The organism is Chryseobacterium sp. AG363 (genome assembly GCF_003610675.1).
Taxonomy (GTDB): domain Bacteria; phylum Bacteroidota; class Bacteroidia; order Flavobacteriales; family Weeksellaceae; genus Chryseobacterium; species Chryseobacterium cucumeris.
Window position 1 is genome coordinate 127,650 of sequence record NZ_RAQF01000006.1, and the last position, 22,716, is coordinate 150,365.

20 protein-coding genes are annotated in these 22,716 nt (G+C 36.7%); 10 read left to right on the plus strand and 10 right to left on the minus strand.

All coding sequences use genetic code 11. The annotated features are described in order from the left end of the window. Positions 1 to 39: 39 nt before the first annotated feature. The 8 genes from DEU39_RS20910 to DEU39_RS20945 all read right to left on the minus strand — a co-directional run bounded on the left by DEU39_RS20910 (position 40) and on the right by DEU39_RS20945 (position 9,728). Positions 40 to 1,293: a polysaccharide biosynthesis C-terminal domain-containing protein gene (locus DEU39_RS20910; protein WP_120233253.1), complete on the minus strand. Its 1,254-nt coding sequence runs from the start codon at positions 1,291 to 1,293 to the stop codon at positions 40 to 42. Positions 1,294 to 1,298: 5 nt separating this feature from the next. Beyond that, a complete protein-coding gene (locus DEU39_RS20915) occupies positions 1,299 to 2,432 on the minus strand; it encodes a glycosyltransferase (protein WP_120233254.1) in 1,134 nt (377 codons plus the stop codon). Positions 2,433 to 2,530: 98 nt separating this feature from the next. Further along, entirely contained in the window at positions 2,531 to 3,019 is a 489-nt protein-coding gene (locus DEU39_RS20920) for a hypothetical protein (protein WP_120233255.1), read from the minus strand. Between the two features lie 108 nt (positions 3,020 to 3,127). Next, entirely contained in the window at positions 3,128 to 4,264 is a 1,137-nt protein-coding gene (locus DEU39_RS20925) for a hypothetical protein (protein WP_120233256.1), read from the minus strand. 20 nt (positions 4,265 to 4,284) lie between these two features. Continuing rightward, positions 4,285 to 5,070, minus strand: coding sequence for a (Fe-S)-binding protein (locus DEU39_RS20930; protein WP_062676022.1), 786 nt, complete (start codon positions 5,068 to 5,070; stop codon positions 4,285 to 4,287). A 79-nt stretch (positions 5,071 to 5,149) separates the two neighbouring features. Next, positions 5,150 to 6,487, minus strand: a complete 1,338-nt coding sequence (locus DEU39_RS20935) for a (Fe-S)-binding protein (protein WP_062676023.1) — start codon at positions 6,485 to 6,487, stop codon at positions 5,150 to 5,152. 8 nt (positions 6,488 to 6,495) lie between these two features. Further along, on the minus strand, positions 6,496 to 7,446 hold the full coding sequence (locus DEU39_RS20940; protein WP_062676024.1) for an MlaD family protein: 951 nt from the start codon (positions 7,444 to 7,446) through the stop codon (positions 6,496 to 6,498). 128 nt (positions 7,447 to 7,574) lie between these two features. Further along, positions 7,575 to 9,728 (minus strand): SurA N-terminal domain-containing protein, encoded by a 2,154-nt coding sequence (locus DEU39_RS20945; RefSeq protein ID WP_062676025.1) that lies wholly within the window; start codon positions 9,726 to 9,728, stop codon positions 7,575 to 7,577. A 261-nt stretch (positions 9,729 to 9,989) separates the two neighbouring features. On the opposite strand from DEU39_RS20945, the gene lon reads away from it, so the two are divergent. Both lon and DEU39_RS20955 read left to right on the plus strand, forming a co-directional pair. Then, positions 9,990 to 12,395, plus strand: coding sequence for an endopeptidase La (gene lon, locus DEU39_RS20950; RefSeq protein WP_120233257.1), 2,406 nt, complete (start codon positions 9,990 to 9,992; stop codon positions 12,393 to 12,395). A gap of 207 nt (positions 12,396 to 12,602) precedes the next feature. Next, on the plus strand, positions 12,603 to 13,715 hold the full coding sequence (locus tag DEU39_RS20955) for an AI-2E family transporter (protein WP_120233258.1): 1,113 nt from the start codon (positions 12,603 to 12,605) through the stop codon (positions 13,713 to 13,715). Positions 13,716 to 13,813: 98 nt separating this feature from the next. Here DEU39_RS20955 and DEU39_RS20960 read toward each other — a convergent pair whose 3' ends face one another. After that, positions 13,814 to 14,062 (minus strand): bacteriocin-like protein, encoded by a 249-nt coding sequence (locus DEU39_RS20960; protein WP_062676028.1) that lies wholly within the window; start codon positions 14,060 to 14,062, stop codon positions 13,814 to 13,816. Between the two features lie 153 nt (positions 14,063 to 14,215). Here DEU39_RS20960 and DEU39_RS20965 point away from each other — a divergent pair, with 153 nt between their 5' ends. Continuing rightward, positions 14,216 to 14,593: a DoxX family protein gene (locus tag DEU39_RS20965; RefSeq protein ID WP_110009924.1), complete on the plus strand. Its 378-nt coding sequence runs from the start codon at positions 14,216 to 14,218 to the stop codon at positions 14,591 to 14,593. 67 nt (positions 14,594 to 14,660) lie between these two features. Here DEU39_RS20965 and DEU39_RS20970 read toward each other — a convergent pair whose 3' ends face one another. Continuing rightward, the gene (locus DEU39_RS20970) at positions 14,661 to 16,019 is read right to left on the minus strand and encodes an acyl-CoA dehydrogenase family protein (protein ID WP_062676030.1); all 1,359 of its coding nucleotides are present in this window, start codon (positions 16,017 to 16,019) and stop codon (positions 14,661 to 14,663) included. A 208-nt stretch (positions 16,020 to 16,227) separates the two neighbouring features. On the opposite strand from DEU39_RS20970, the gene DEU39_RS20975 reads away from it, so the two are divergent. The 7 genes from DEU39_RS20975 (at position 16,228) to DEU39_RS21005 (ending at position 22,711) form a co-directional block, all read left to right on the plus strand. Next, a complete protein-coding gene (locus tag DEU39_RS20975) occupies positions 16,228 to 17,139 on the plus strand; it encodes a DUF4349 domain-containing protein (RefSeq protein WP_120233259.1) in 912 nt (303 codons plus the stop codon). Positions 17,140 to 17,296: 157 nt separating this feature from the next. Continuing rightward, positions 17,297 to 18,166, plus strand: coding sequence for a TraB/GumN family protein (locus DEU39_RS20980; protein WP_120233260.1), 870 nt, complete (start codon positions 17,297 to 17,299; stop codon positions 18,164 to 18,166). A gap of 99 nt (positions 18,167 to 18,265) precedes the next feature. Then, on the plus strand, positions 18,266 to 18,700 hold the full coding sequence (locus tag DEU39_RS20985) for an RNA polymerase sigma factor (protein WP_394361698.1): 435 nt from the start codon (positions 18,266 to 18,268) through the stop codon (positions 18,698 to 18,700). Next, positions 18,690 to 19,295, plus strand: a complete 606-nt coding sequence (locus DEU39_RS20990; RefSeq protein ID WP_120233261.1) for a hypothetical protein — start codon at positions 18,690 to 18,692, stop codon at positions 19,293 to 19,295. The genes DEU39_RS20985 and DEU39_RS20990 overlap by 11 nt, the downstream gene beginning before the upstream one ends. A gap of 206 nt (positions 19,296 to 19,501) precedes the next feature. Next, the gene (gene pgi / locus DEU39_RS20995; protein ID WP_120233262.1) at positions 19,502 to 21,142 is read left to right on the plus strand and encodes a glucose-6-phosphate isomerase; all 1,641 of its coding nucleotides are present in this window, start codon (positions 19,502 to 19,504) and stop codon (positions 21,140 to 21,142) included. A 47-nt stretch (positions 21,143 to 21,189) separates the two neighbouring features. Beyond that, positions 21,190 to 22,074 (plus strand): bifunctional 5,10-methylenetetrahydrofolate dehydrogenase/5,10-methenyltetrahydrofolate cyclohydrolase, encoded by an 885-nt coding sequence (locus tag DEU39_RS21000; protein ID WP_034692667.1) that lies wholly within the window; start codon positions 21,190 to 21,192, stop codon positions 22,072 to 22,074. 7 nt (positions 22,075 to 22,081) lie between these two features. After that, positions 22,082 to 22,711 carry a 7-carboxy-7-deazaguanine synthase QueE gene (locus tag DEU39_RS21005; protein WP_120233263.1) on the plus strand — a complete coding sequence of 210 codons (630 nt, stop codon included), beginning with the start codon at positions 22,082 to 22,084 and terminating at the stop codon, positions 22,709 to 22,711. The last annotated feature ends 5 nt before the right edge of the window (positions 22,712 to 22,716 follow it).

A 22,716-nucleotide genomic window follows, 5' to 3' on the forward strand; every position in this document is an offset into this window, starting at 1 on the left:
TAGGAAAAATGACTTTATTTAAGGGGAGCTATCAAGTAATTATTTCTTTAAAAATTTTTGCTTTAAAAGCTGTACTTCTTCTTTTGAAACCATATAGTCTCTAAAAATAAACGGAGTAGAACTATAAAACTTTCTGAACAGCAGGAAGGCCGAAACAAAATAGGACGATGTAGTGGCAACACAAGCGCCTATAATTCCCCATTTTGGTATCGCAATGAAAGAAAATACAACGGTAACCACAAGACCTACAATTGATTTGACATTAAGAATTTTCAGTTCTCTCATTCCTGAAAAGTAATGTCCCACCATATCACTTACTGCAATGGCAAAAATTCCCGGCGATAAAAGAAGCATTATTTCCTTAGTATCTTTAAATTCTTTCCCGAAAATCAACTCGTAAACCTGAGAGGGTATGATCATGATTCCCAGCACAAAACCTATCATCAGAAAAAAAGTCAGTTTTAAAGATTCTTTAGTTTTCTTTATAGATTCTTCCCTACTTTTACTGTTCACTACATCTGAATATAAAATAACAGCAATACTGCGGGTAATGGTCCAGATCGCTTCTGAAAAAGTAACCCCGATGGAAAATATCCCTACACTCGCTAGACCTTCAAAATATTCTAAGAAATAAAACGAAAGCCTGTAATTCAAAAACTGAACAAACGCACTCAATTGAGTTTTCCAGCCATATTCAAACATATTTCTACCCACGTCTTTACAGAATGATATTTCAGAAATATTGCATTTTTTGATAATCTGAAAAAAACTAGTGAGGAAAAGAAGCGCCAGGCAGCCAATCTGTGCAAGAAAATACACAGTAACATCTTTCTTTCCAAACCCATATACCAATATTCCTATAAAGATAATATGGACCAACTGTTGTAAAACAGTATACACATTAAACTTTCTAATATTTTGTGTTCCAATAAACAAGCTGATATTGGTAGATAAGAGTGAAGAAAAAACAGATATTCCGATCAGATACAATAGATATTCGCCCTGAATAGAAGCTACACTGAATAAAAAAGGGATTAAAAGTCCAGTCAGGAGAGACCACAGATAGGCATACAATAAAACCTTTTCTATTCTGAATCTTGATGCGAAATAAGAAGCACTGCTTCCGGAAAAAATGCTGCTGAAAAAGCTTACTGCCGCTGCATTGGCCACCACAATAGAAATGGTCCCCTTACCCTCACTTCCCCACATATTCGTAGAATAGATCACCAGACCGAAACTGAGGATCAGAATCAGAAAACGTGAGACAAAGGTTTTAATGATAGTAAGCTGCATGATGATTATTGATCAATAGATTTTTTTACAAAATCAACGAAATTATCTTTTATAAGTTCCCAGTTATATTTTTCTTTAAATTCTTTTCTGGCATTCAGGGCATGAGAATGATACAATTCAGGATTCCTGATATAATTAATGATCACGTTTGAGATTGCTTCAGCATTATGAGGCTCTACCAGACTTCCAAACGAAAGCTCTCCCATATGCTCCCTGATCCCTTTCAAATCTGAATAAATCACAGGCTTTCCTGCTCCCATAAAATAAAACAGTTTTATTGGCAGAGAATGATTATTTTCAAAGTTAATTTCCCGAAGATCAAAACATAGATCCGCATCTTCAAATGCTTCTGTAAATGTTTCAAATCTTGTTGGTTTTCTGATCTCAATATCATCAAAAGAATATATCTTTAATAATGATGAAAAGTAGAGCTCATCGCTTTCCTGTACAGTTGAACCAATAATAAGAATCCTGATATGAAGTGCAGGCATTTTCTGACGAAGACTATCTATTACGTTGAAGAAATTTTCAATTCCTTTATCTTTAGAAATCTGTCCGGTATAGCATAGCTTGACGACGTTCGTATCGAGTTGCTTTATGCTTTCCTTGATATAAAGAGAATCCGGATAATAAGGAACAATGATCTGTTTTTTAAATCCAAAAAAATAAACTAAAGGAAATTTTTTAGTGGTTTCACCAAAAATGAAATGAGTACTTAAAAATCCGGCATACAGCTGAATGAGAGAAAACTTTATGGCCTGAAAAATGGTAACCGGAAACCTGTACTTTTGAAGCATTGACATGGAAGGATACCATTCTGTAATATCATAGATGCAGCTTATCCTGTGTTCTTTTACAAACTTCTTTACTGCCACAACAGCCAATGGTTCAGAGCAAATGATACACTCAGGATGAAAAGAATCGCAAACTTTCCGGAAAGTTTCCATTTTCGTTTCTATACTTTCTTCCAGAATGGCAAAAGATTCTATTTCAATCCCATCAATACAACCTTTATACTCTGCATATAAACTGCATATTTTCACTTCATACCCATTATCTCTAAGAGCTTTTGCCTGATGATAAAAAATGCGGTCATCATTATAGCTGTGGGAAGTCGTTAAAAAAAGTACTTTAGGCATTAGTCACTGCTCGAATCTATACAAATATACATTAAAACAAAAAAGTGGAAATATATTTTCCACTTTATGATTACTCTTTTGTATCAGCTTAACAGCAATTATTTTATAGAAGCCGCCCAGCTCTTCTCCAAAGGAAGAAGGAAGTGGCTTAAAAAGTCCAGATACGTATTTTTAGAGAAGTCAAAAACCTGAATATCTTCTGCAAGTTCTCCGTTTCTCAGCTTCGTTTTAAAGTCCATTAATTTTAACGTTTTCACTTCACCATTCTCCACAAAACTTGCTTTCATCCTATCGAAAAGGCCTAGCTGACATTCTTCGTCAATTTCTCTCATTACCTTTCCTAATGCATCAATGCTGCATCCTGAAGCCATTTCTTTTTCTTCATCCACACATACGATGATAAACTGATTCTTTTCAATTTTAAAAGAAGAAGAAAGTGGTTTTCCATGAGCAGCCCACGTTGCAAGGAAATCAAATAGTTTTTCAGTAATAGCTTTTGCTTCTTTTGTTTCAAAAGGTCTTGAAGCCGGGTATATAATGACTCTGTAGTCGTTGGTTTCTACAATATTAGATTCTTCGATTTTCATAATGTAAATATTTATTTTTCAAGAACATATCAAAAAAATAAATTCTGATCACTAACCAGAATATTAATTTAACGCTGATTGAATATCCTTATCATCTTAAATACAAAATTACGCAATTTTCTCGAGTTTAAGATCATTGTATTTTTTACTCAATACATAAAGCATCATCATAAAAACCGGAAAAATAAAAGGGAAGAAGAACCTTAAAGCAGCCGACTGCGGAAAGAAAAAGAATTTGATATAGACATTCACCACAAAAAGAACTGAAATCATCCTCACCCATGCGTTTTTAGATCGCCAAAAGATCACTCCTATCATAATAGCCAACGATAAAGTGACTTTTTTAAAATAAATGATTTTAATATAGATAATACTCAGGTAGTCTTTTAAACTAACATCGATGGGGTGTGTTGAAATAATAGGTCTTCTGTCAATAAAAGTATCATAAAACAGATCTTTCCATCCGGGATAATGATAAAACTTAATGATGGCGAGATACATGGCAAGAAGTACGATTCCCTGTGCAATAAAAGAAATATCAATTTTCTTTTCCCGGAAATAATGGAAAAAGAAAACAGCCATAATATAAGTCAGGGTGAATGTAATATAATCTGGCCGAATAAAAGTAATACCGAATAAAAGTACAAACATTGCCCATTTGTTCCATTTTTTGAGTAACCCGATCATAAAAATCAGCATAAACTGAAAAATAAACATATCCGGTGTAGAAACCCTCGACATGTAAGTCATTGGTGGCAAAAGCATGGCGGCAATCGTTAATAGTATCGCAAGCCAGTATTTCTTTGGAAACAGGAGTTTCAGAATATAAAATAATAATATTCCTGAAAAAAAGTAAGAAATAAGACTGGTAAACAATACGGCCATTGGCGACGATAATCCAAGCTTATAAAAAAGGGTGATCATAAGAATATACCCTACTTTGATCTGAAAATAGGGTAATTGTTCTGTAAAAGATTGGGTATTTTTTACGAAATACTGCCTGGGAATGTCCCATTGCTTTATTCCGATAATGTCTGTATAATGTTCTGCAGGAGCCTCTTTCTTGATTTCCTCATAGGTCAGGATTCGGACTTTATCCGGTGAGTCCGGAAATTCGGAAGTATACATACATCCCATATAGCCCGGCATATCCCAGTCATATACTCTGTTCTGATAATTCCAGAATGTAAGAAGAGCAAGTATCGAAATGATAAACAAAAAGGAGAGTCTCCATTTCAGCTTCATAAACCTGTATAAGATGTCAATTATAAGTCTTCTGCTTCAGCAAGAAGTTCAACGATATCTTTTACGGCAACCTCTGTATTTTTGTTAAAGTGTTTTACACCATCCGTCATCATGGTATTGCAGAAAGGGCATCCTGTAGCAATTACCTTAGGCTCAAAAGATAAAGCTTCTTCTGTTCTTTCAATATTGATGTCTTTCTTTCCTTTTTCAGGTTCTTTAAACATCTGTGCGCCTCCTGCTCCACAACAAAGACCATTGGTTTTGCAACGCTTCATTTCTACAAGTTCAGCATCCAGCTTTTCAAGAAGCATTCTTGGCGCTTCATATTCGTCGTTGGCACGTCCCAGATAACATGGATCATGGAAGGTAATTTTTTTCCCTCTGAATGCACCTCCTTCAATCTTCAGTCTTCCTTCTTCCATTAAGGTTTTAAGGAACTGGGTATGGTGTACTACTTCAAAGTGCCCGCCAAGGCTTGGATATTCATTTTTCAGAGTATTGAAACAGTGTGGACAAGCTGTTACGATTTTCTTTACTTCGTAAGCATTTAACACTTCGATATTGGTAAGAGCCATCATCTGGAAAACGAATTCGTTTCCTGCTCTTTTCGCAGGATCTCCTGTACAACTTTCTTCCTGTCCAAGAACAGCAAATTCAACTCCTATTTTATTTAATATCTTGCAAAATGCTTTTGTAATTTTTTTAGCACGGTCATCAAAACTTCCCGCACATCCAACCCAGAATAAAACTTCAGGGGCTTTTCCTTCGGCAGCATATTCTGCCATTGTTTTTATAGTGAAATCCATTCTAAATCAAATTTATCAATATACAAATGTAACAGTTTACCAATGATTGTTACATCGTTACATTATTTACATTGTTACATTAATTTTCGTTTGCCCAGTTCAGACGGTCAGCCTGATTATACTGCCAAGGGGCTGCATTATTTTCCACATTGGTCATCATCAGATTCAGTTCCTGTGGAGCAGCAGACTGTTCCATCACCAGGAATCTTCTCATTTCAAAGATAATGGAAAGAGGGTCAAGCAATACCGGGCAAGCTTCTGTACATGCATTACATGTGGTACAAGCCCAAAGTTCTTCTTTCGTGATATAATCGTTCAACAGTTTTTTACCGTCATCTACGAATTTTCCGTTTTTATCAATGTTTCTTCCCACTTCTTCCAATCGGTCTCTGGTCTTCATCAGGATCAATCTCGGAGAAAGTTTTTTACCGGTAATATTAGCCGGGCAAACGGAAGTACAACGTCCACATTCTGTACACGAATAGGCATTCAGCAATTGTACCTGGTTCAGATCAAAAATATCTTCTGCCCCAAATTTAGAAGGTACATCAGCTTCTGCGCCTTCAGCCGGAGCAGCATATGGATCTGCATTAGGATCCATCATTAATTTGATCTCCTTTGTTACAGACTCAAGGTTATTGAACTTTCCTTTTTTATCAAGGTTTGCATACCATGTACTTGGAAACGCCAGGATAATATGCAAATGTTTTGAGTAATAAAGATAGTTCATAAAGAAAAGAATACCTACAAAGTGGAACCACCATGCTCCTTTCTCTGTGAACATCAAAAACCCGCTGTCAAAGTTGAAGATTTCCAAGAACGGCACAAATGTCATCTCACTGATCGGGAAGCTTCCATGTACTGGTAAAACTCCTCTTGACTGCAAAATAAAATCTGAGGCATTCATTTTAAAGAAAGCCATCATCAGGGCAAATTCGATGATAAGAATCCAGTTGGCATCTTCTTTCGGCCATCCGAAAAGCTCCTTCATTGTTAATCTTTTAACCCCGTAAAAGTTTCTTCTAATGAAAAATATAACCACACCTATTACAACCAGAAGTGCAAGCACTTCTAATGTAGCTGTAAAGAAGCTATAGAATCCGTGTCCCAAAACCGAGGCCAGAAAACGGTGAGTACCAAACAGTCCATCAACAATTATTTCAATGAGTTCTATATTAATGATAATAAAACCAACATAGACAAAAATGTGTAAAATTCCTGCGATAGGACGTTTGACCATCTTACTCTGTCCCATAGCCACATTGGCCATGATACTCCAGCGTTCAGATTTTCTGTCACTTCTATTGATTTCACGACCCAGCCTGATATTTCTGTATATCTTCTGCAGGCTTTTGGCAAACAGCCCGAACCCGGCTACTAATAAAATCAGGAAAATAATGTTATCGATGTACTGCATAAGGCGTATTAGTCTTTGTTATTTTTACCGAAAACCGAGAAGTTGATATATCTCTTCGGATTCGCTTTCATATCTTCGATTAATGTATTCAGATTGGAAGAAGCTGAATTCAGGTTGTTGTACAGTTGATCGTCCTTCATCAGTTTACCTAAACTTCCTTCTCCTTTATCAATACCTCCAATCACCTGATTCAATTTTCCTACTGTAGCATCTAAACTTGCAATGGTAGCATTCAACTGTTTAGTGTCGATACTTTCTGCAAGATGTCCGTATTTATCTAGTGTTACTTTTCCGCTTTGCATAGTAAGACTTGCATCATCCAACACTTTTTGCAGTTTTGGATCATTGTGTCCTACAAGCGTATTTACACTTCCTGCTGTGGATTGTAATGCTCCTACTGTTTTATTAAGGTTGGCTAGTAAAGCTTTTATTTCGGCTCTGTTCTGAGCATCAAAAACCTGATTGGCATTCGCCATTAAAGAGTCTACTCTATGTAAAACCACCTGTAGCTGATCTTTTACCGGACCTACCTGCGAAGAAAGACTTCCCAGCGTTCCCAGCTTGAAAGCACCTTTTAAAGTGTCACCGTCTTTTGCAGTCGGCCCACCATACATAAGGTTTACTCTCATTTCTTTACCAGACATTAATCCCGGCTCAAAGATCTCCAATGATGAGTTTTTTGAAAATTCGAATTTATTGTCGACGGTAACTTTTACGACAAAATTAATTTTTCCATCTTTTGAGGTGATAGGAATAATCTTATCTACCTGCCCTACTTTCAGACCATTAATAGAAACTGCCGCAGACTGCGCCAGACCTTCTACATTGTCATATTTTGCGTAAAATATATTGTCGGTAGTAAAAAGGCTTTTCCCTTTCATAAACTGAAACAACACCACAAAGCCTACGATAGCTAGAAGTGCAATCACACCAGCTTTTAATTCTTTACTGAACTTCACTTGCTAATTTTTTTCTAATAAGCAAATATAATACATTTTAAATAAATCTTTTCCTTTATTATTCTGCCATAAATACAAAAAAAGCGACAAAAAATTTTGCCGCTTTTTATATCATTGAAATGAATTTCTTATTGTTGCTGATTCCCCAGCTTGTTCCAGATCTCGATTCTGTAATCTTCGATATCTGCATTATCCTGAAGACTCTTCATCCAAGCCTGTCCGAACATTCCAGCACTTCTCTGAGTAAGAGATTCTGTAAATTGCTTTAGATCTCCAGGCTGCTTGTTTACAGTTTCTGATTTTTTGATCAGAACATAAACTCCTGTTCCACCTTCAACCGGGTTAGAAAGTTTACCTTTTGCAACACCGAACGCTGCACCGGCAACTTTAGGTTCCATAGCCCCTGCTACAGAAGGATTCAACAGATTCACCTGAGCTGATTGTTTTGGAGCTGCAAATAATTTGGCAATCTGATCTAAGCTTGAAGCTTTTGCTGCTGCAATTTTATCAGAGATTTGTTTTGCTGCCAGTTTATTTTTAACGATAACTTCAATCTGATCTCTTACAGATTCAGGATCAGCAAGACCTGCCTCCTGTTTTCCGTTCAGATATACTACAATTTTATCACCTGTTCCGTCTACTGTAAATAATTCAGTATCTCCTTTTTCTCTTTTCTTATCAAAAGCCCAGGTAAGGATATCAGCATCTTTTTCAGTACCTAAGCCCTGAAGCTGACCTTCAAATCTTTTTGCTGCTTTTGGATTGGAGAACTGGTAGTTTCCTTTTTTAGCAATGTTCACAAAATCGTTGAAAGATTTTCCTTGAACCTGCTGAATGAATTTTCTTGAGTTTTTATCTGTTTCAGCTTCAGTAGCATCTGAAGGTTTGATTGCTTTCACAAGGTTAGCAACTTTATACCCCATTGATCCTGATTTTTTATCTTCAATATTGATGATATGGTAACCGAATTGTGTTTCTACTACCCCTGTAGCTCCTTTAGGATTGTTTGCAAGATAAGCAAGGAATTCAGGAACGAAAGGTGTTTCCGGTGTTGTCCATCCAAGGCTACCTCCCTGAGCTGCAGAATTCGGATCACTTGAAAGCTTAAGGAATTCTGTAAATTTAGCAGGAGTAGCTTTTACAATAGCTCCGATAGAGTCTGCCAATTTCTTAGCCTGCTCTTTGGTTCTCGTTACCCCTTCACCTGCAGGGCTTCCTTTGAATGCAATTAGGATATGTCTGGATAAAGTAGAATCTGAAGGTCTTTTTCCTACCAATTTAGAGACTACGTATACATCTTGTTCTTTATAAGGACCAAAAGTCTGACCTACCGCTGCTGCTGTGATCTGATCTTTGATTGTTGGAGGCAATTGTGCAGGATTCAGATACTGAGGATTGAATGGTGCATCAGAATTTGCTGCAACAAACATAGAATCGTTTTTAGTATTCTGGAAGTTTTCAGTTCCTCCACTTGCATCTGTACCTCCTGAATATAATTTTGTAATTTCTTTCAGGGCTGCTGCATCATCTGCTGCACTAGGTTTAGATGGGAAAAACACAATACCGATATTTCTGCTTGGCTCAGCTTTGAACATTACAGGGTGCTTCTTGATGTAATCAGCAAGATCCTGTGTGGTAACATTGATCTTTGTTTTTTGAAGATAAGCTGCGTAATCTACTTTTACAAAGTCGATATCTGCAAGCTGATCTCTCTGCTTCATTAATTCTTCAGCTTCTTTCTTACCTGTAGTAATCCCTGCTGAAAGATTAGTAAACACCTGTCTTGCCATTAGTCTGTACTCGATTGTCTTTCTCGTTTTCAACCATTGTGCATATCCCTGAGGATTGGTGTTTTGTAATGTTTCAATTTCTTTTTTAAGCTCTTGAGTTTTAAAGTTACCTTTCTCATCAAAGAACTGTTGATTCTGAGCAAACATCTGATCGTACTGGATTTGATTCCAGAAATAATCATCAGTCATTTCAAAGCCCAGTTTCTCAAACTGTTGTTTGATAAGTTTAGATTGTACAAGTAACTGCCACGCCTGCTCTTCAAGACCGTTTTTCGGACGACCTTGCTGTTCAGCCTGCTGCTGCAACACGAAAAGCTGATCATTGAACTCTTCGCGGGTGATTTTCTCACCGTTTACTTTTCCTAAAACGTCAGGATTCTTACCAAAAACCTTGTCGATACTATCGGGGTTTACCAGGAACGCCAAAAGCGCTAAGGCTATTACTCCCATTAAAAGCCAAGGCTTACTCCTAATCTGTCCTAAAATTGCCATTTTATAAATTATAGTTTTTTATCAGTTTGCGAAAATACACATTTTTAAGAAATTACAGAAACAGAACTGCTTTATTTTGATTTTTAATGCAAAGTTTATCTAAAAAAGGAAATTTTGACCGTATTTTTAAGTAAAAAACAAATGGCATAAGTATTGTGCATTTTTAAAACATTATAATATGCCGCACGTTTTCAGAGTATATTATATAAAAATCCCTTTAACGATAAAAAACGAAAATGACAATTTGTCATTCGATTGACTATGACAGAATTTGAAGATATTAGTTTAGAAGAAATGATCAGTGACGGATTTGATATCGTAACTGAAGAAATCAATCTTTCCGATTTCGCAGAGACTGATAAAAATTCCGAACAGAAAATATTCCCTATACTTCCCGTAAGAAATATGGTCATGTTCCCTAATGTGGTAATTCCTATTACTGCGGGGAGAAAAACCTCTATACAGCTTCTTGAAGAGGCACAGAAAAACGGGGATTTTATTGGAATTGTAAGCCAGAAAAATTCGGATCTGGAACAACCATCCGAAAAAGATATATATACTACCGGAACACTGGCAAAGATTATTAAGATCATTAAGCTTCCCGAAGGCAATATTACAGCTATTACCAAAGGATTTCACAGATTTAAGATTAAAAAAATCGTTGATAATCAACCATATTTTAAAGCTGAAATATCAAAATTAAAAGATACCCAGCCTAAAGACCGGGAAGAGTATGAAGCATTGCTGGAAAACATCAAGGATCTTGCCTTAAAGATCATTGAACTGGATCCTAATATTCCTAATGCCGCCAACTTTGCGATTAAAAATATTAACAATAATGATGATCTTCTGAATTTCATCTGCACCAATGCTAATTTCTCTTCGATTGCAAAACAAAAACTGCTTGAAGAGAAAAGTCTTATGACAAGAGCCAACCAGTGCTACGAGCTGATGCATGAGGATTTCAGAAAACTGGAACTGAGAAATCAGATTCATCAGAAAACTTCAAAAGATTTAGATAAGCAACAGAGAGAATATTTCCTGAATCAGCAAATCAGAACAATCCAGGAAGAACTGGGCGGTGGACCTGAAAGTGATGTGGAAGACCTTATTGCTAAAGCTAAAACAAAAAAATGGAGTCAGGAGGTAGAAGACCATTTCCAGAAGGAAATCGGCAGACTGCAGCGTCAGAATCCCAACTCTCCGGATTATAATGTTCAGAGAAACTATCTGGATTTCTTTACAGATCTACCTTGGGAAACTTATACAAAAGATATTTTTGATATTGCAAAAGCTGAAAAAGTACTTGACAAAGCGCACTTCGGACTGGAAGATATTAAGAAAAGAATCCTGGAGCACATGGCTGTTTTAAAATTAAAAAACAACATGAAGTCTCCTATCCTATTATTGGTAGGGCCTCCGGGGGTGGGTAAAACTTCTTTAGGAAAATCTATTGCGGATGCTTTAGGGAGAAAATATGTAAGACTATCATTGGGAGGACTTCATGACGAGAGTGAAATCCGTGGACATAGAAAAACGTATATCGGTGCTATGGCGGGAAGAATTTTACAGTCCATCAAAAAATCCGGTACTTCAAATCCGGTAATTGTTCTTGATGAGATTGATAAAATCGGACAGGGACTTCATGGGGACCCGAGCTCAGCACTTCTAGAAGTCCTTGACCCAGAGCAAAATAAGTCTTTCTATGATAATTTCCTGGAGATGGGTTATGACCTTTCAAAAGTAATGTTCATTGCAACTGCCAACTCACTTTCAACCATACAGACTCCTCTTTTAGACAGAACCGAAATTATTCAGATTGCCGGCTATACTTTGGAGGAAAAGATTGAGATTGCCAAAAGACATTTGATCAGGAAACAACAGGAGGAAAATGGTCTGGATGCAAAATCATTCAAACTTGGAAATGCAGAACTCAAACATATTATAGAAGCTCATACTTCAGAAAGCGGAGTGAGAACTCTGGAAAAAAGAATTGCAGCCATTGGAAGATGGGTAGCGCTACAGACTGCTTTGATAAAAGATTATGATCCAAAAATCTCAGTGGAAAAAGTAGATGAAATTCTTGGGGTTCCAAGACCTAAAAGCTTATCTGAAATCACTGGAGTTCCGGGTGTGGTAACTGGTCTTGCATGGACAAGTGTAGGTGGAGATATCCTTTATATTGAAAGTATTTTAAGCAATGGTAAAGGGGCATTAACGATGACTGGAAACCTGGGAACGGTAATGAAAGAATCTGCGACTATTGCTTTGGAATATATTAAAGCTAAGCATGATGAACTGGGTATTCCTCAGGAAGACATTGAAAAGAAAAACATTCACGTACACGTTCCTGAAGGGGCAACGCCTAAAGATGGACCGTCTGCCGGTATTGCTATGCTGACATCCATGGTTTCTTCATTTAAAAACAAGAAAGTAAAACCCCACCTGGCAATGACCGGGGAGATTACATTAAGAGGGAAAGTACTACCTGTAGGGGGAATCAAGGAAAAGCTTCTTGCAGCAACAAGAGCAGGAATCAAAGATGTTATTCTTTGTGAGGCCAACAGAAAAGATGTGGAGGAAATCAAAAAAGATTATCTTAAAAATCTGAGAGTACACTACGTCAACAGAATGGAGGAAGTCATTGACATCGCCATTGAAGAATAAAACAACTTATAACATATTAACTTCTCAATAAAGAAACACGTTCTGATATTCAGGGCGTGTTTCTGTTTTAGGTAAAAAATCACAATCAATCTGGCTGGGTGGAATAAAATTTGATACAATCCAAGAAAATCCTGAAGGATTGAATAAAAAATTTTTCAATTCGGAAGGGTTTTCTTATTTTTATTCCACACCGCATATTTTTAGATTATGAATTTTCTTAGACTTCCTTTCCTTGTCAAGCTTACCCTCGTGGTGGTTTCCATCATTGGACTTGGCTATCTTCTGGCATTGGGACAGAGTATTTTAGCTCCGTTTTTCCTGGCATTCCTGATGGCAATGCTGTTTTTACCTGCAGCCACTTTTATGGAAAGAAAGTTAAGATTTCCAAGATCTATGTCTACCATGACTTCAGTATTTATTATGCTGATGATTTTAGGTGGTATCATTTATTTCTTTACCAATCAGCTGTCTGACTTCAGTAAGGATCTTCCACACCTCAAGGAACAGTTTACGACTGTTTTTAACAGCCTTCAGCATTGGGTTTCCAAAACATTTAATGTGAAAGTGGATGAACAGGTGGATTATATTAACCAGGGATTAACTAAACTGCTTTCTTCTTCGGGAGTCATTTTAGGATTTACTTTTGGAATATTTTCAACCGGATTCGGATTTATTATATTTTTCACCCTTTTTTTTATCTTTATTTTAAATTACAGAAGACTTTTAAACAATTTTATCGTTACAGTTTTCAATGAAAGACATAAAGCAAGTGTACAGGAAGCTGTAAACGAAATTAGAATCATGACCAAGAAGTATATCTTCGGGCTTTTCCTTCAGGTGATTATTGTATCTGTTCTTACTTCCACGCTCCTTACCATTCTGGGAGTGAAATATGCTATCCTTTTAGGAGTTCTCACAGGATTATTAAACGTTATTCCGTATCTGGGAATTTTTATTTCTCTTCTCATTTCCTGTTTTATAGCGTTTGCTACTTCTATGCCTTCAACCTGTATTTATGTTGCCTTAGGGTATATTGCCATTCATGCTGTAGATGGAAATATTGTCCTACCATTTGTGGTGGGCTCTAAAGTAAAGATCAACGCTCTATTTTCTTTTATTGGAATCCTTTTAGGAGAACATCTTTGGGGAATTGCAGGAATGTTCCTGTGCATTCCAGCGATTGCGATTATAAAAATTATCTGTGAAAGAGTAGACGATCTAAAACCTTGGGGAAGATTGCTAGGAGAAGAGCCCAAACCTCATAAGAGGAAAAAAAGCTACAAAATTTCCAAGAATATCACTTTGAAGGAAATGGACTAGAATATGAGTAATGAGTAATAAGCAATGGGTACTCATTGGTATACTCGTAACTTTAAATAAAAAGACTGCCTTTTTCGAGACAGTCTTTTTTATATTATTTATGGAAGAGCACACAAAGGGCTCATTCCATTTGGACACGTTTCCGTACAAAGAATATAAGATTGACTGTCAGGACAATATCCATAAGAAGGTCCACTAGGATCTCCACCCGGGCCACCTAAACAAGGATCACCTGGTGGAATTTTACAAGGACATCCTATAGGTCCTATATCACATTTTCCAACACCTCCGCCTCCTTGGATTTCTCTCAAATCCGTACGGTTTAATTTTTTAAGATTTTTCAACATAATAGTATTAGTTTAGTTTGAATATCAAATATAAACAATGAAATTGTCCAAAACACAACATTAACCTATCATTAACATTAATTATACATTTTTTATAAAAATACAATCAAAGAATCCTATTTTTATTTTACATTTGGTATAAAATCACCAAACATGAAAACAGTAAAATTCATTTTATGTTTACTTTTCGGGCTTATGTTTATTAATGCCGGATTAAACAAGTTTTTTAATTATATGCCCATGGAGAAACCTACTCCAGAACAAATGAAACTTTTCGCTGCTTTTGGAGAAATCAGCTGGCTGATGCCATTAGTGGGCATTGTAGAAGTTATTGGCGGGTTATTATTTATTTTCCCAAAAACAAGAGCATTAGGTGCCATTGTTATTTTACCTGTCATGGTAGGAATTGTCACGCATGTTTTCACAATGGATAAATCTCCTATGGGAATGAGTATTGCCGGAGTAATGTTTCTGATCAATCTTTGGATGATTATTGACAACAAGGAAAAATATAAACATTTAGTTTCATAAGGCGGCAGATGATAGGTTGCAGGTTGCAGCACCTACAACCTATTACCTGCCATCTGCTACCCGTCACCTATACGAAAGCACTGAAACCTGTTATCGATCGTCCTACGATGAGCGAGTTGATTTCTTTTGTTCCTTCGTAAGAATAAATGGCTTCTGCATCGGCAACAAACCGGGCCACATCGTACTCAAGCAGAATTCCGTTTCCTCCCATTACTTCTCTTGCTCTGGAAACAATGTCTCTTGTTCTGAGGGTACAGAAAACTTTGGCTAAAGAAGCATGTTCATCTTTTAAAATTCCTTCATCCTGCATTTCAGACAGTCTGAAAACCATTGTCTGCATAGCGGTAAGATTGGACAACATTTCCACCAGATGTCCCTGAATCATTTGGAATGAGGCAATAGGTCTTCCAAACTGTTCTCTTTTTCGGGTATAATCCAAAGCACTTTCGTAAGCTCCGCGTGCACAACCTGTGGCCATCCATGCTACTCCAGCTCTTGTCATTCTCAGTACTTTTCCTGTATCTTTAAAGGAATTGGCATTCTGCAGACGGTTTTCTTCGGTAACGAGACAGTCTTTTAAGGTAATCAATCCGTTCTGAACAATTCTTAACGCCATTTTTCCTTTGATCTTTTCTACGGAATATCCCGGATTATCTTTTTCTACAATAAAACCTTTCACTTCTCCGCTATCCAGATCTCTTGCCCAGATAATGATTAGATCAGCGAAAGTAGCATTTCCGATCCATTTTTTCTGACCATTAAGAATCCAGCCTTCAGGTGTTTTTTTACAGGTTACCGTAAGTCCGCCTGCTGCTCCTGATCCAACTTCGGGCTCCGTAAGTCCAAAGGCACCAATTTTTTCAAATTTCTGCATCTGCGGAAGCCATTTTTGCTTCTGTTCTTCCGATCCGCAGATATAAATAGAACCCATTGCCAGTCCGGATTGTACTCCGAAAAAAGTGGCAATAGAAGCATCTACTCTTGCCATCTCCATGGCAATAACACCTTCCATCAGGAAAGGCATTCCCGGACAGCCATACCCTTCATAAGTAACCCCGCAGATATCCAGTTTTTGAAATTTTGGGATCAGTTCAAAAGGAAATTCATCTCTGAGCCAGTAGTGATTGACCAGAGGCTTGACTTCTTTTTCCATGAACGCTCTTACTTTCAGCTGAATTTCACGCTGTTCGGGAGTAAGAGTATGGTAGATATCATAAAAATCTCCGTCAATGGGTGGAAGCTCTTTCTTTTTCTTTTCGGGATCAAGCATTTTCATAAGCCCGGAAAGCTGTTTATCATCCAGTTTTGAAAAATTATGCATCAGTTTTGGCAAATCTACTTTTTGAGAAATGGCGCTCAGCTGATCAAAATCTATAGATGTGAATAATCCTATTGCGTTTCGGATTTTGGAAAAAGTATTTGACATAGTGATAGATTGTAGTTTTGGTTTGTAAAAGATAAGCAAAAACTGCTCCGAAAGCAATGGCTGAAGCTCAAGTTTATTTTACAAAATACTATATTTCAATTCATTAAAACCGAAAATTTTGTTTACAAGGTTTTTACTTTTGATTTTCAAGTGTTACAAAAGATCCTGACTGAACTTTGACTCAAGCAAAACAACAAAAATCAGCGCTATGAAAACCACTTACATTAAATTATCTCTGTCAGCTATACTTTTATTAGGAATTTATTCATGTAAAAAAGGAGAAGTAGCTTCAACAGACCTTGAAGCATATGCTACAACAGATTCTGCTTCTGCTATTGTTTCCGACAGTATTTCATCCGTTGCAGAAATGAAAGTAAAAGACAAACAGTTCATCAAAACAGCTGATGTGAACATGGAAGTAAAAGATGTGTATAATGCAACGATTGCTATTGAAAAATCGGTTCAGGAGCTTGGAGGATTTGTTACCAATAGTAATCTTCAAAGTAACGTTGTTTCTGAAAACACCTACAACACATCCAATGAAAAGGCGATGCTGGTTAAAAAATACCAGACAGAGAACAGAATGCAGGTACGTATTCCAACGGAAAAACTGGGAGAATTATTGACAGCGATCAATACCAATAAATTATTTCTTAATTCAAGATCCATCAATGCTGAGGATGTTACGGCCAACATCAAGTATTCTGAACTAGAAGGGAAAAGAAATCAAAAAACTTCTGAGAACATCAGCAAGCTGAAAACAAATAAAGATAAAGTAACGCTGGATGATGAGAATATGTCTGAAGCAAATCTTCAAAAGCTTTCCAGCATGAACATGACGGATGATCTGAAATACAGCACGATTGACATTTACATCAAAGAACCTCAGTTGCGTATTGCAGAAATTGCTGTTACCAACACTACAAGTATTGATAATAAGTATAAATACAATTTCATCTATGATGCTAAAGATGGCTTTGTATACGGTTTTTATCTGATTCAGAGAATTATTGTGGGGCTTATCAATGTATGGCCACTCCTATTAATTGCTGCTGCAATCTTCTATTTTTTAAGAAAAAGAAAAATTTCAAAACCTGAATATCCAAAAAACCCGGAATAAAAAAACCATCCTAACCAATTGGTTATCATTATAATTTTAGATTTTACAGCCTCCTGTTTTCAGGAGGTTTTTATCTTTTTTTGAAAAAAATTGTAACGATTGTAATGCCTGCTTTACCTACTGTTTAAAAGAACAGAAAATCAAAAAAATTAATACAATGAGAAATTTAATAAAACTTGGATTCGCAGCATTACTGTCATTGAATTTCATAACAGCCAACGCACAAAGTAAAAACAAAGAAAACAGCCTGCTTTGGGAAATATCCGGCAACGGACTTTCGAAGCCTTCTTATATTACCGGAACTTTTCATATCTTATGCAGTAAAGATTTTGAGATCAAATCTAAGGTATTGAAAGCGCTTGAGAAATCTGACAACTTTGTTATGGAAATCAATTATACAGATCCCGCTGAAATGATGTCATTACAGAAAATGTTTAAAGCAGATAAAAAAATATCGGATCAGCTTTCTCCCGAAGAAGCTAAAGAGCTGAATACTGTTCTTGCCAATTACGGAACGGATCTGAAAAGTATAGATTCTTCAAGCCCTCAGGCATTGTATGCTCTTCTTTCTACCAAAGCAATCCCCTGCCCTCAGACGGAAGTAAAGCTTTACGAAATGGAACTTCTTCAGAAAGCAATAAAAGATAAAAAAAGCATCAAAGGACTTGAAAAAGTGGAAGATCAGATGAAATCAATCAATGAAGCGTATGATCTGAAAAGCACTATTGCTCAACTGAAAATGGATAAGGAATATCAAATATTGTTCAGAAAGATGATTGAAGCTTTTAAAAATGAAAATGTACAATCTCTTTACAGTCTTTTTAAGGATGAAAGATTCATGAATGCCCGACAGGAAAAAGCCATGCTGACCAACAGAAATCAAAATTGGGTAAAAGTAATGCCGGACATGATGAAAAAAGAAAGTTCTTTCTTTGCCGTTGGAGGCTCTCATCTTATGGGTGAAAACGGAATTATTCCTCTTCTACAGGCAAAAGGCTACAAGGTAAAACCTGTATCAAGCTTATAATTATAACCAAACCATGAAACGATTGTGAGCAATCCAACTGAAACCGCTTTTTTAAAGCTCGTCAACCAGCACAAGGGCATTTTATATAAAGCTTCAAGGATCTATGCAGATTCCGTAGAAGACCGGGAAGACCTGCAGCAGGAAATCCTAATCCAGCTTTGGAAGTCCTACCAGAATTTCAAAGGCAATAGTGAGTTTTCCACATGGATGTACCGGGTTGCCATCAATACTGCAATTACCTATTTAAAAAAGGAAAAGCAAAGATCTAATAATCACACAGATGCTCCTTCGCACTTTGAAGTTCAGCAGGAAGATTATAATCCCACCAAAGACAGGCAGCTGGAAATTTTCTACAGGGCCGTTCAGGAACTGAACTCTCTGGAAAAAGCCGTCATATTTTATTTCATGGAAGGGATGTCTCACAAAGAAATAGGGAATAATTTAGGACTTAGTGAAGGCAACGCGCGAGTAAAACTCAATAGAACAAAAGAAAAAATACAGCAAATCATAAAAAAATCAGGTTATGAATTTTGATCAATTAAAAGAACAGTGGAATAAAGAAGACAGCGATGTCCATATTCCTGATACCATAAAGCAATTAAAGGAAAGCAAACACCCTATAGAAAAAATCCAGAAAAACATGAAGAAAGAATTTCCTATGCAGATTCTGGCCATCATTCTGATCGCTTTTTTCCCTTTACAGTTCAAATTCCCTCATTCACAGTACATTATTTATTATGTATCCTATACGATGATGGTGGTTATCTCTTCATACTATCTGCTAGGATTTTATAAATTCTACAAGCAGACAGAACTTTATACAGGAAACACCAAAAACAGTCTTTGGAAAATATATCATGAACTTCGTCTGAATATGGAAAGATATCAGTCTTTTGGATTTTTATTACTTCCACATTTACTTATTACTATTGGACTGGTTATCTACAATACGATGAAAGAGCAGGGAAAGTCTTTACCAGAACTGTCTGCTTCTCTTCAACAGGGATTAATCATTGCAGTACTGATAGGAACGTTAGGGTTTATAACCAGCATTGTTCTATGGACAAAATACATCTATGGAGGAAGCGCAAAACAATTGGAAAACATTCTGAACGAAATGGATGAATAGTATTGAAAACTCCTACCACAAAACACATTTTACAAAACCTCAGACCTGTTCTGGGGTTTTGTTTTTTAAAAAAATGTTATTTATCGTCTTCAAATTTATCAGAGGTTTTATTTTTCCGTAAATTTGCAAATCAGAAATAAATCATTATGGATTATGACCTATTCTCATCCGATATATGATCTTCTGATTGATAAAAATTCTGTAATATGCTATCAAAAATAAATCCAACACAAACTAGCAGCTGGAAAGCACTTGACGAACACTTCGGTGGAAATGACTTTGATCTTAGAACTCTTTTCCAGTATAACCCGAATCGTTTTAATGAGTTTTCTCTACAAAAGGACAATTATCTTTTTGATTATTCTAAAAATTTAATCGATTCAAGAACAAAGAATCTTTTACTACAACTTGCTGAAGAAAGCCAGTTAAAAGATGCTATTTCCAAAATGTTCTCAGGAGATAAAATCAATGAAACAGAAGGGAGAGCTGTTCTTCATACCGCCTTAAGAGATTTCTCCGACCGTGAAATTATCGTAGATGGAGAAAATATCAAACCACAGATCAAGAGAGTTCTTGAGCATATGAAATCTTTTTCTGAGAAGATTATTTCAGGAGAACATAAAGGTTTCAGCGGAAAAGAGATTACAGATGTAGTCAACATCGGAATCGGAGGATCAGATTTAGGTCCTGTTATGGTTTGTTCAGCTTTAAAGCATTTTAAAACAAGATTAAACGCTCACTTTGTTTCCAACGTGGACGGAAATCATATCGCAGAAGTAGTAAAAGATTTAAATCCTGAAACTACTTTATTCATCATTGCTTCCAAGACATTTACGACTCAGGAAACAATGACGAATGCCAATTCAGCTAAAGACTGGTTTCTGAAAGCAGGAAAACAGGAAGATGTAGCAAAACATTTCGTTGCTTTATCTACTAATATTGAAGAAGTTAAGAAGTTTGGAATCGCAGAAGAAAATATTTTTGAATTCTGGGACTGGGTAGGCGGAAGATATTCTCTTTGGAGTGCTATCGGATTAAGTATTGTACTTTCTGTAGGATATGAAAACTTTGAGCAGCTTTTAAGAGGTGCTTTTGATACAGACCAACACTTCCAGACAGCAGAATTCTCTGAAAATGTTCCCGTATTAATGGGACTTTTAGGAATCTGGTACCGTAATTTTTATGCAGCAACCACTTATGCCATCTTACCTTATTCTCAATATCTGGACAGATTTGCAGCGTATCTTCAGCAGGGAGATATGGAAAGTAATGGAAAGTGTGTAGACAGAAATGGTGAATTCGTAGAATATGAAACGGGACCGATCATCTGGGGAGAACCTGGAACCAATGGACAACATGCATTCTATCAGTTAATCCATCAGGGAACAGAATTGATTCCGGCAGATTTTATTGCCTATGCAAAAAGCCCGAACCATGTTTCTGATCACCAGGACAAGCTATTAGCTAACTTTTTCGCTCAGACTGAGGCTCTTGCCTTCGGAAAACTGGAAGAAGAAGTGGAAGAAGAGCTTAGAAATTCGGGTAAATCTGATGAAGAAATAGACAGACTGATCAATTTCAAAGTCTTCCATGGAAACACTCCAACTAACTCTATATTATTCAAAGAATTAACTCCTTTCTCATTAGGTCAATTGATCGCCCTTTACGAACACAAAATTTTCGTTCAGGGTGTCATCTGGAATATTTTCAGCTTTGACCAGTTTGGGGTAGAATTAGGAAAAGTATTAGCCAATAAAATCCTTCCTGAGCTTGAAAATAATGAAGCAATAAGCTCTCATGACAGCTCTACCAACGGATTGATCAATTACTATAAAGAAAATAAATAGTAAGTAAAAAGAAAGTAAAAGTAAATCTATAAAGTAAAAAAGTAAAAATGGCAGAAATTCTTGACGGACTTAAAGTATCCAAGGAAATTAAAGCGGAGATCAAGGTAGAAGTAGAAAAGATTCTCGCAAGCAAAAGAAGAGCTCCGCACTTGGTGGCTATTCTTGTAGGAAATAACGGAGCTAGCAAGGCCTATGTAAACTCTAAAGTGAAAGACTGTGAGGAAGTAGGATTTCAATCCAGCTTAATCAAGTTTCCAAGCACTGTTTCTGAATCTGAACTATTGGAAAAAATTGACGAGCTTAATAAGTCTAAAGCAGTAGACGGATTTATCGTTCAGCTGCCTTTACCAGATCAGATTGATCAGGAAAAGATCATCAATGCTATTGACCCTAGAAAAGATGTGGATGGTTTCCACCCGGAAAACTTCGGTAAAATGGCTCTTGAAATGGATACTTTCTTACCGGCAACTCCTTTCGGGATCTTAACTTTATTGGAAAGATATAATATTGAAACGAAAGGAAAAGACTGTGTCATTATCGGAAGAAGTAAAATTGTAGGAAGACCAATGAGTATTTTGATGGGAAGAAAAGATTTCCCTGGAAACTCTACTGTTACCCTTACACACTCATACACGAAAGACATCGAAGAATATACAAGAAAAGCAGACATCGTCATTACCGCTTTGGGAGATCCACATTTCTTAAAAGGAGATATGATCAAGGAAGGAGCAGTAATTGTTGACGTGGGTATTACAAGAGTAGATAATGACTCTCCAAAAGGATATTATCTTGCAGGTGATGTGGATTTTGACAGCTGTGCTGCCAAAGCAAGCTGGATCACTCCCGTACCTGGAGGAGTAGGCCCAATGACAAGAGCGATGCTGATGAAAAACACCATCATTGCTTACAAAACTTCGGTCTATAACGACTAATTTTAAAATGAATAAAGAAGAAGATATTTTATTAAGAGAAGGTAAAATGCTCCCTGTGATGGAGCATTTTTACACTTTACAGGGAGAAGGAGCACATACCGGAAAAGCCGCCTATTTTATCAGGCTGGGAGGTTGTGATGTTGGATGTCACTGGTGTGATGTAAAAGAAAGCTGGGATCCGGAACTCCACCCTTTGATGAATGCAGAAGAAATTGCAGAAACAGCTGCCAGACACTGTAAAACAATTGTATTGACCGGCGGTGAACCTTTAATGTGGAATTTAGATATCCTGACCTCCAAACTGAAAGAATTGGGATGTACAGTGCACATCGAAACGTCAGGAGCGTATCCTATGAGCGGGCAACTGGACTGGATTACTCTCTCCCCTAAGAAAACAGGACTTCCTAAAGAAGAGATCTATCAAAAGGCCAATGAGCTTAAAGTCATTATTTTCAATCAGCATGATTTTACTTTTGCTCAGGAACAGGCTGCAAAAGTTTCTGAAAACTGTAAGCTTTATCTTCAGAGTGAATGGAGCAAAAGAAACGACATGTATCCCAAGATCACAGATTTCATTCTGGAAAACCCTGAATGGCAGGCTTCTGTTCAGACGCACAAATATCTGAATATCCCGTAAAAAAG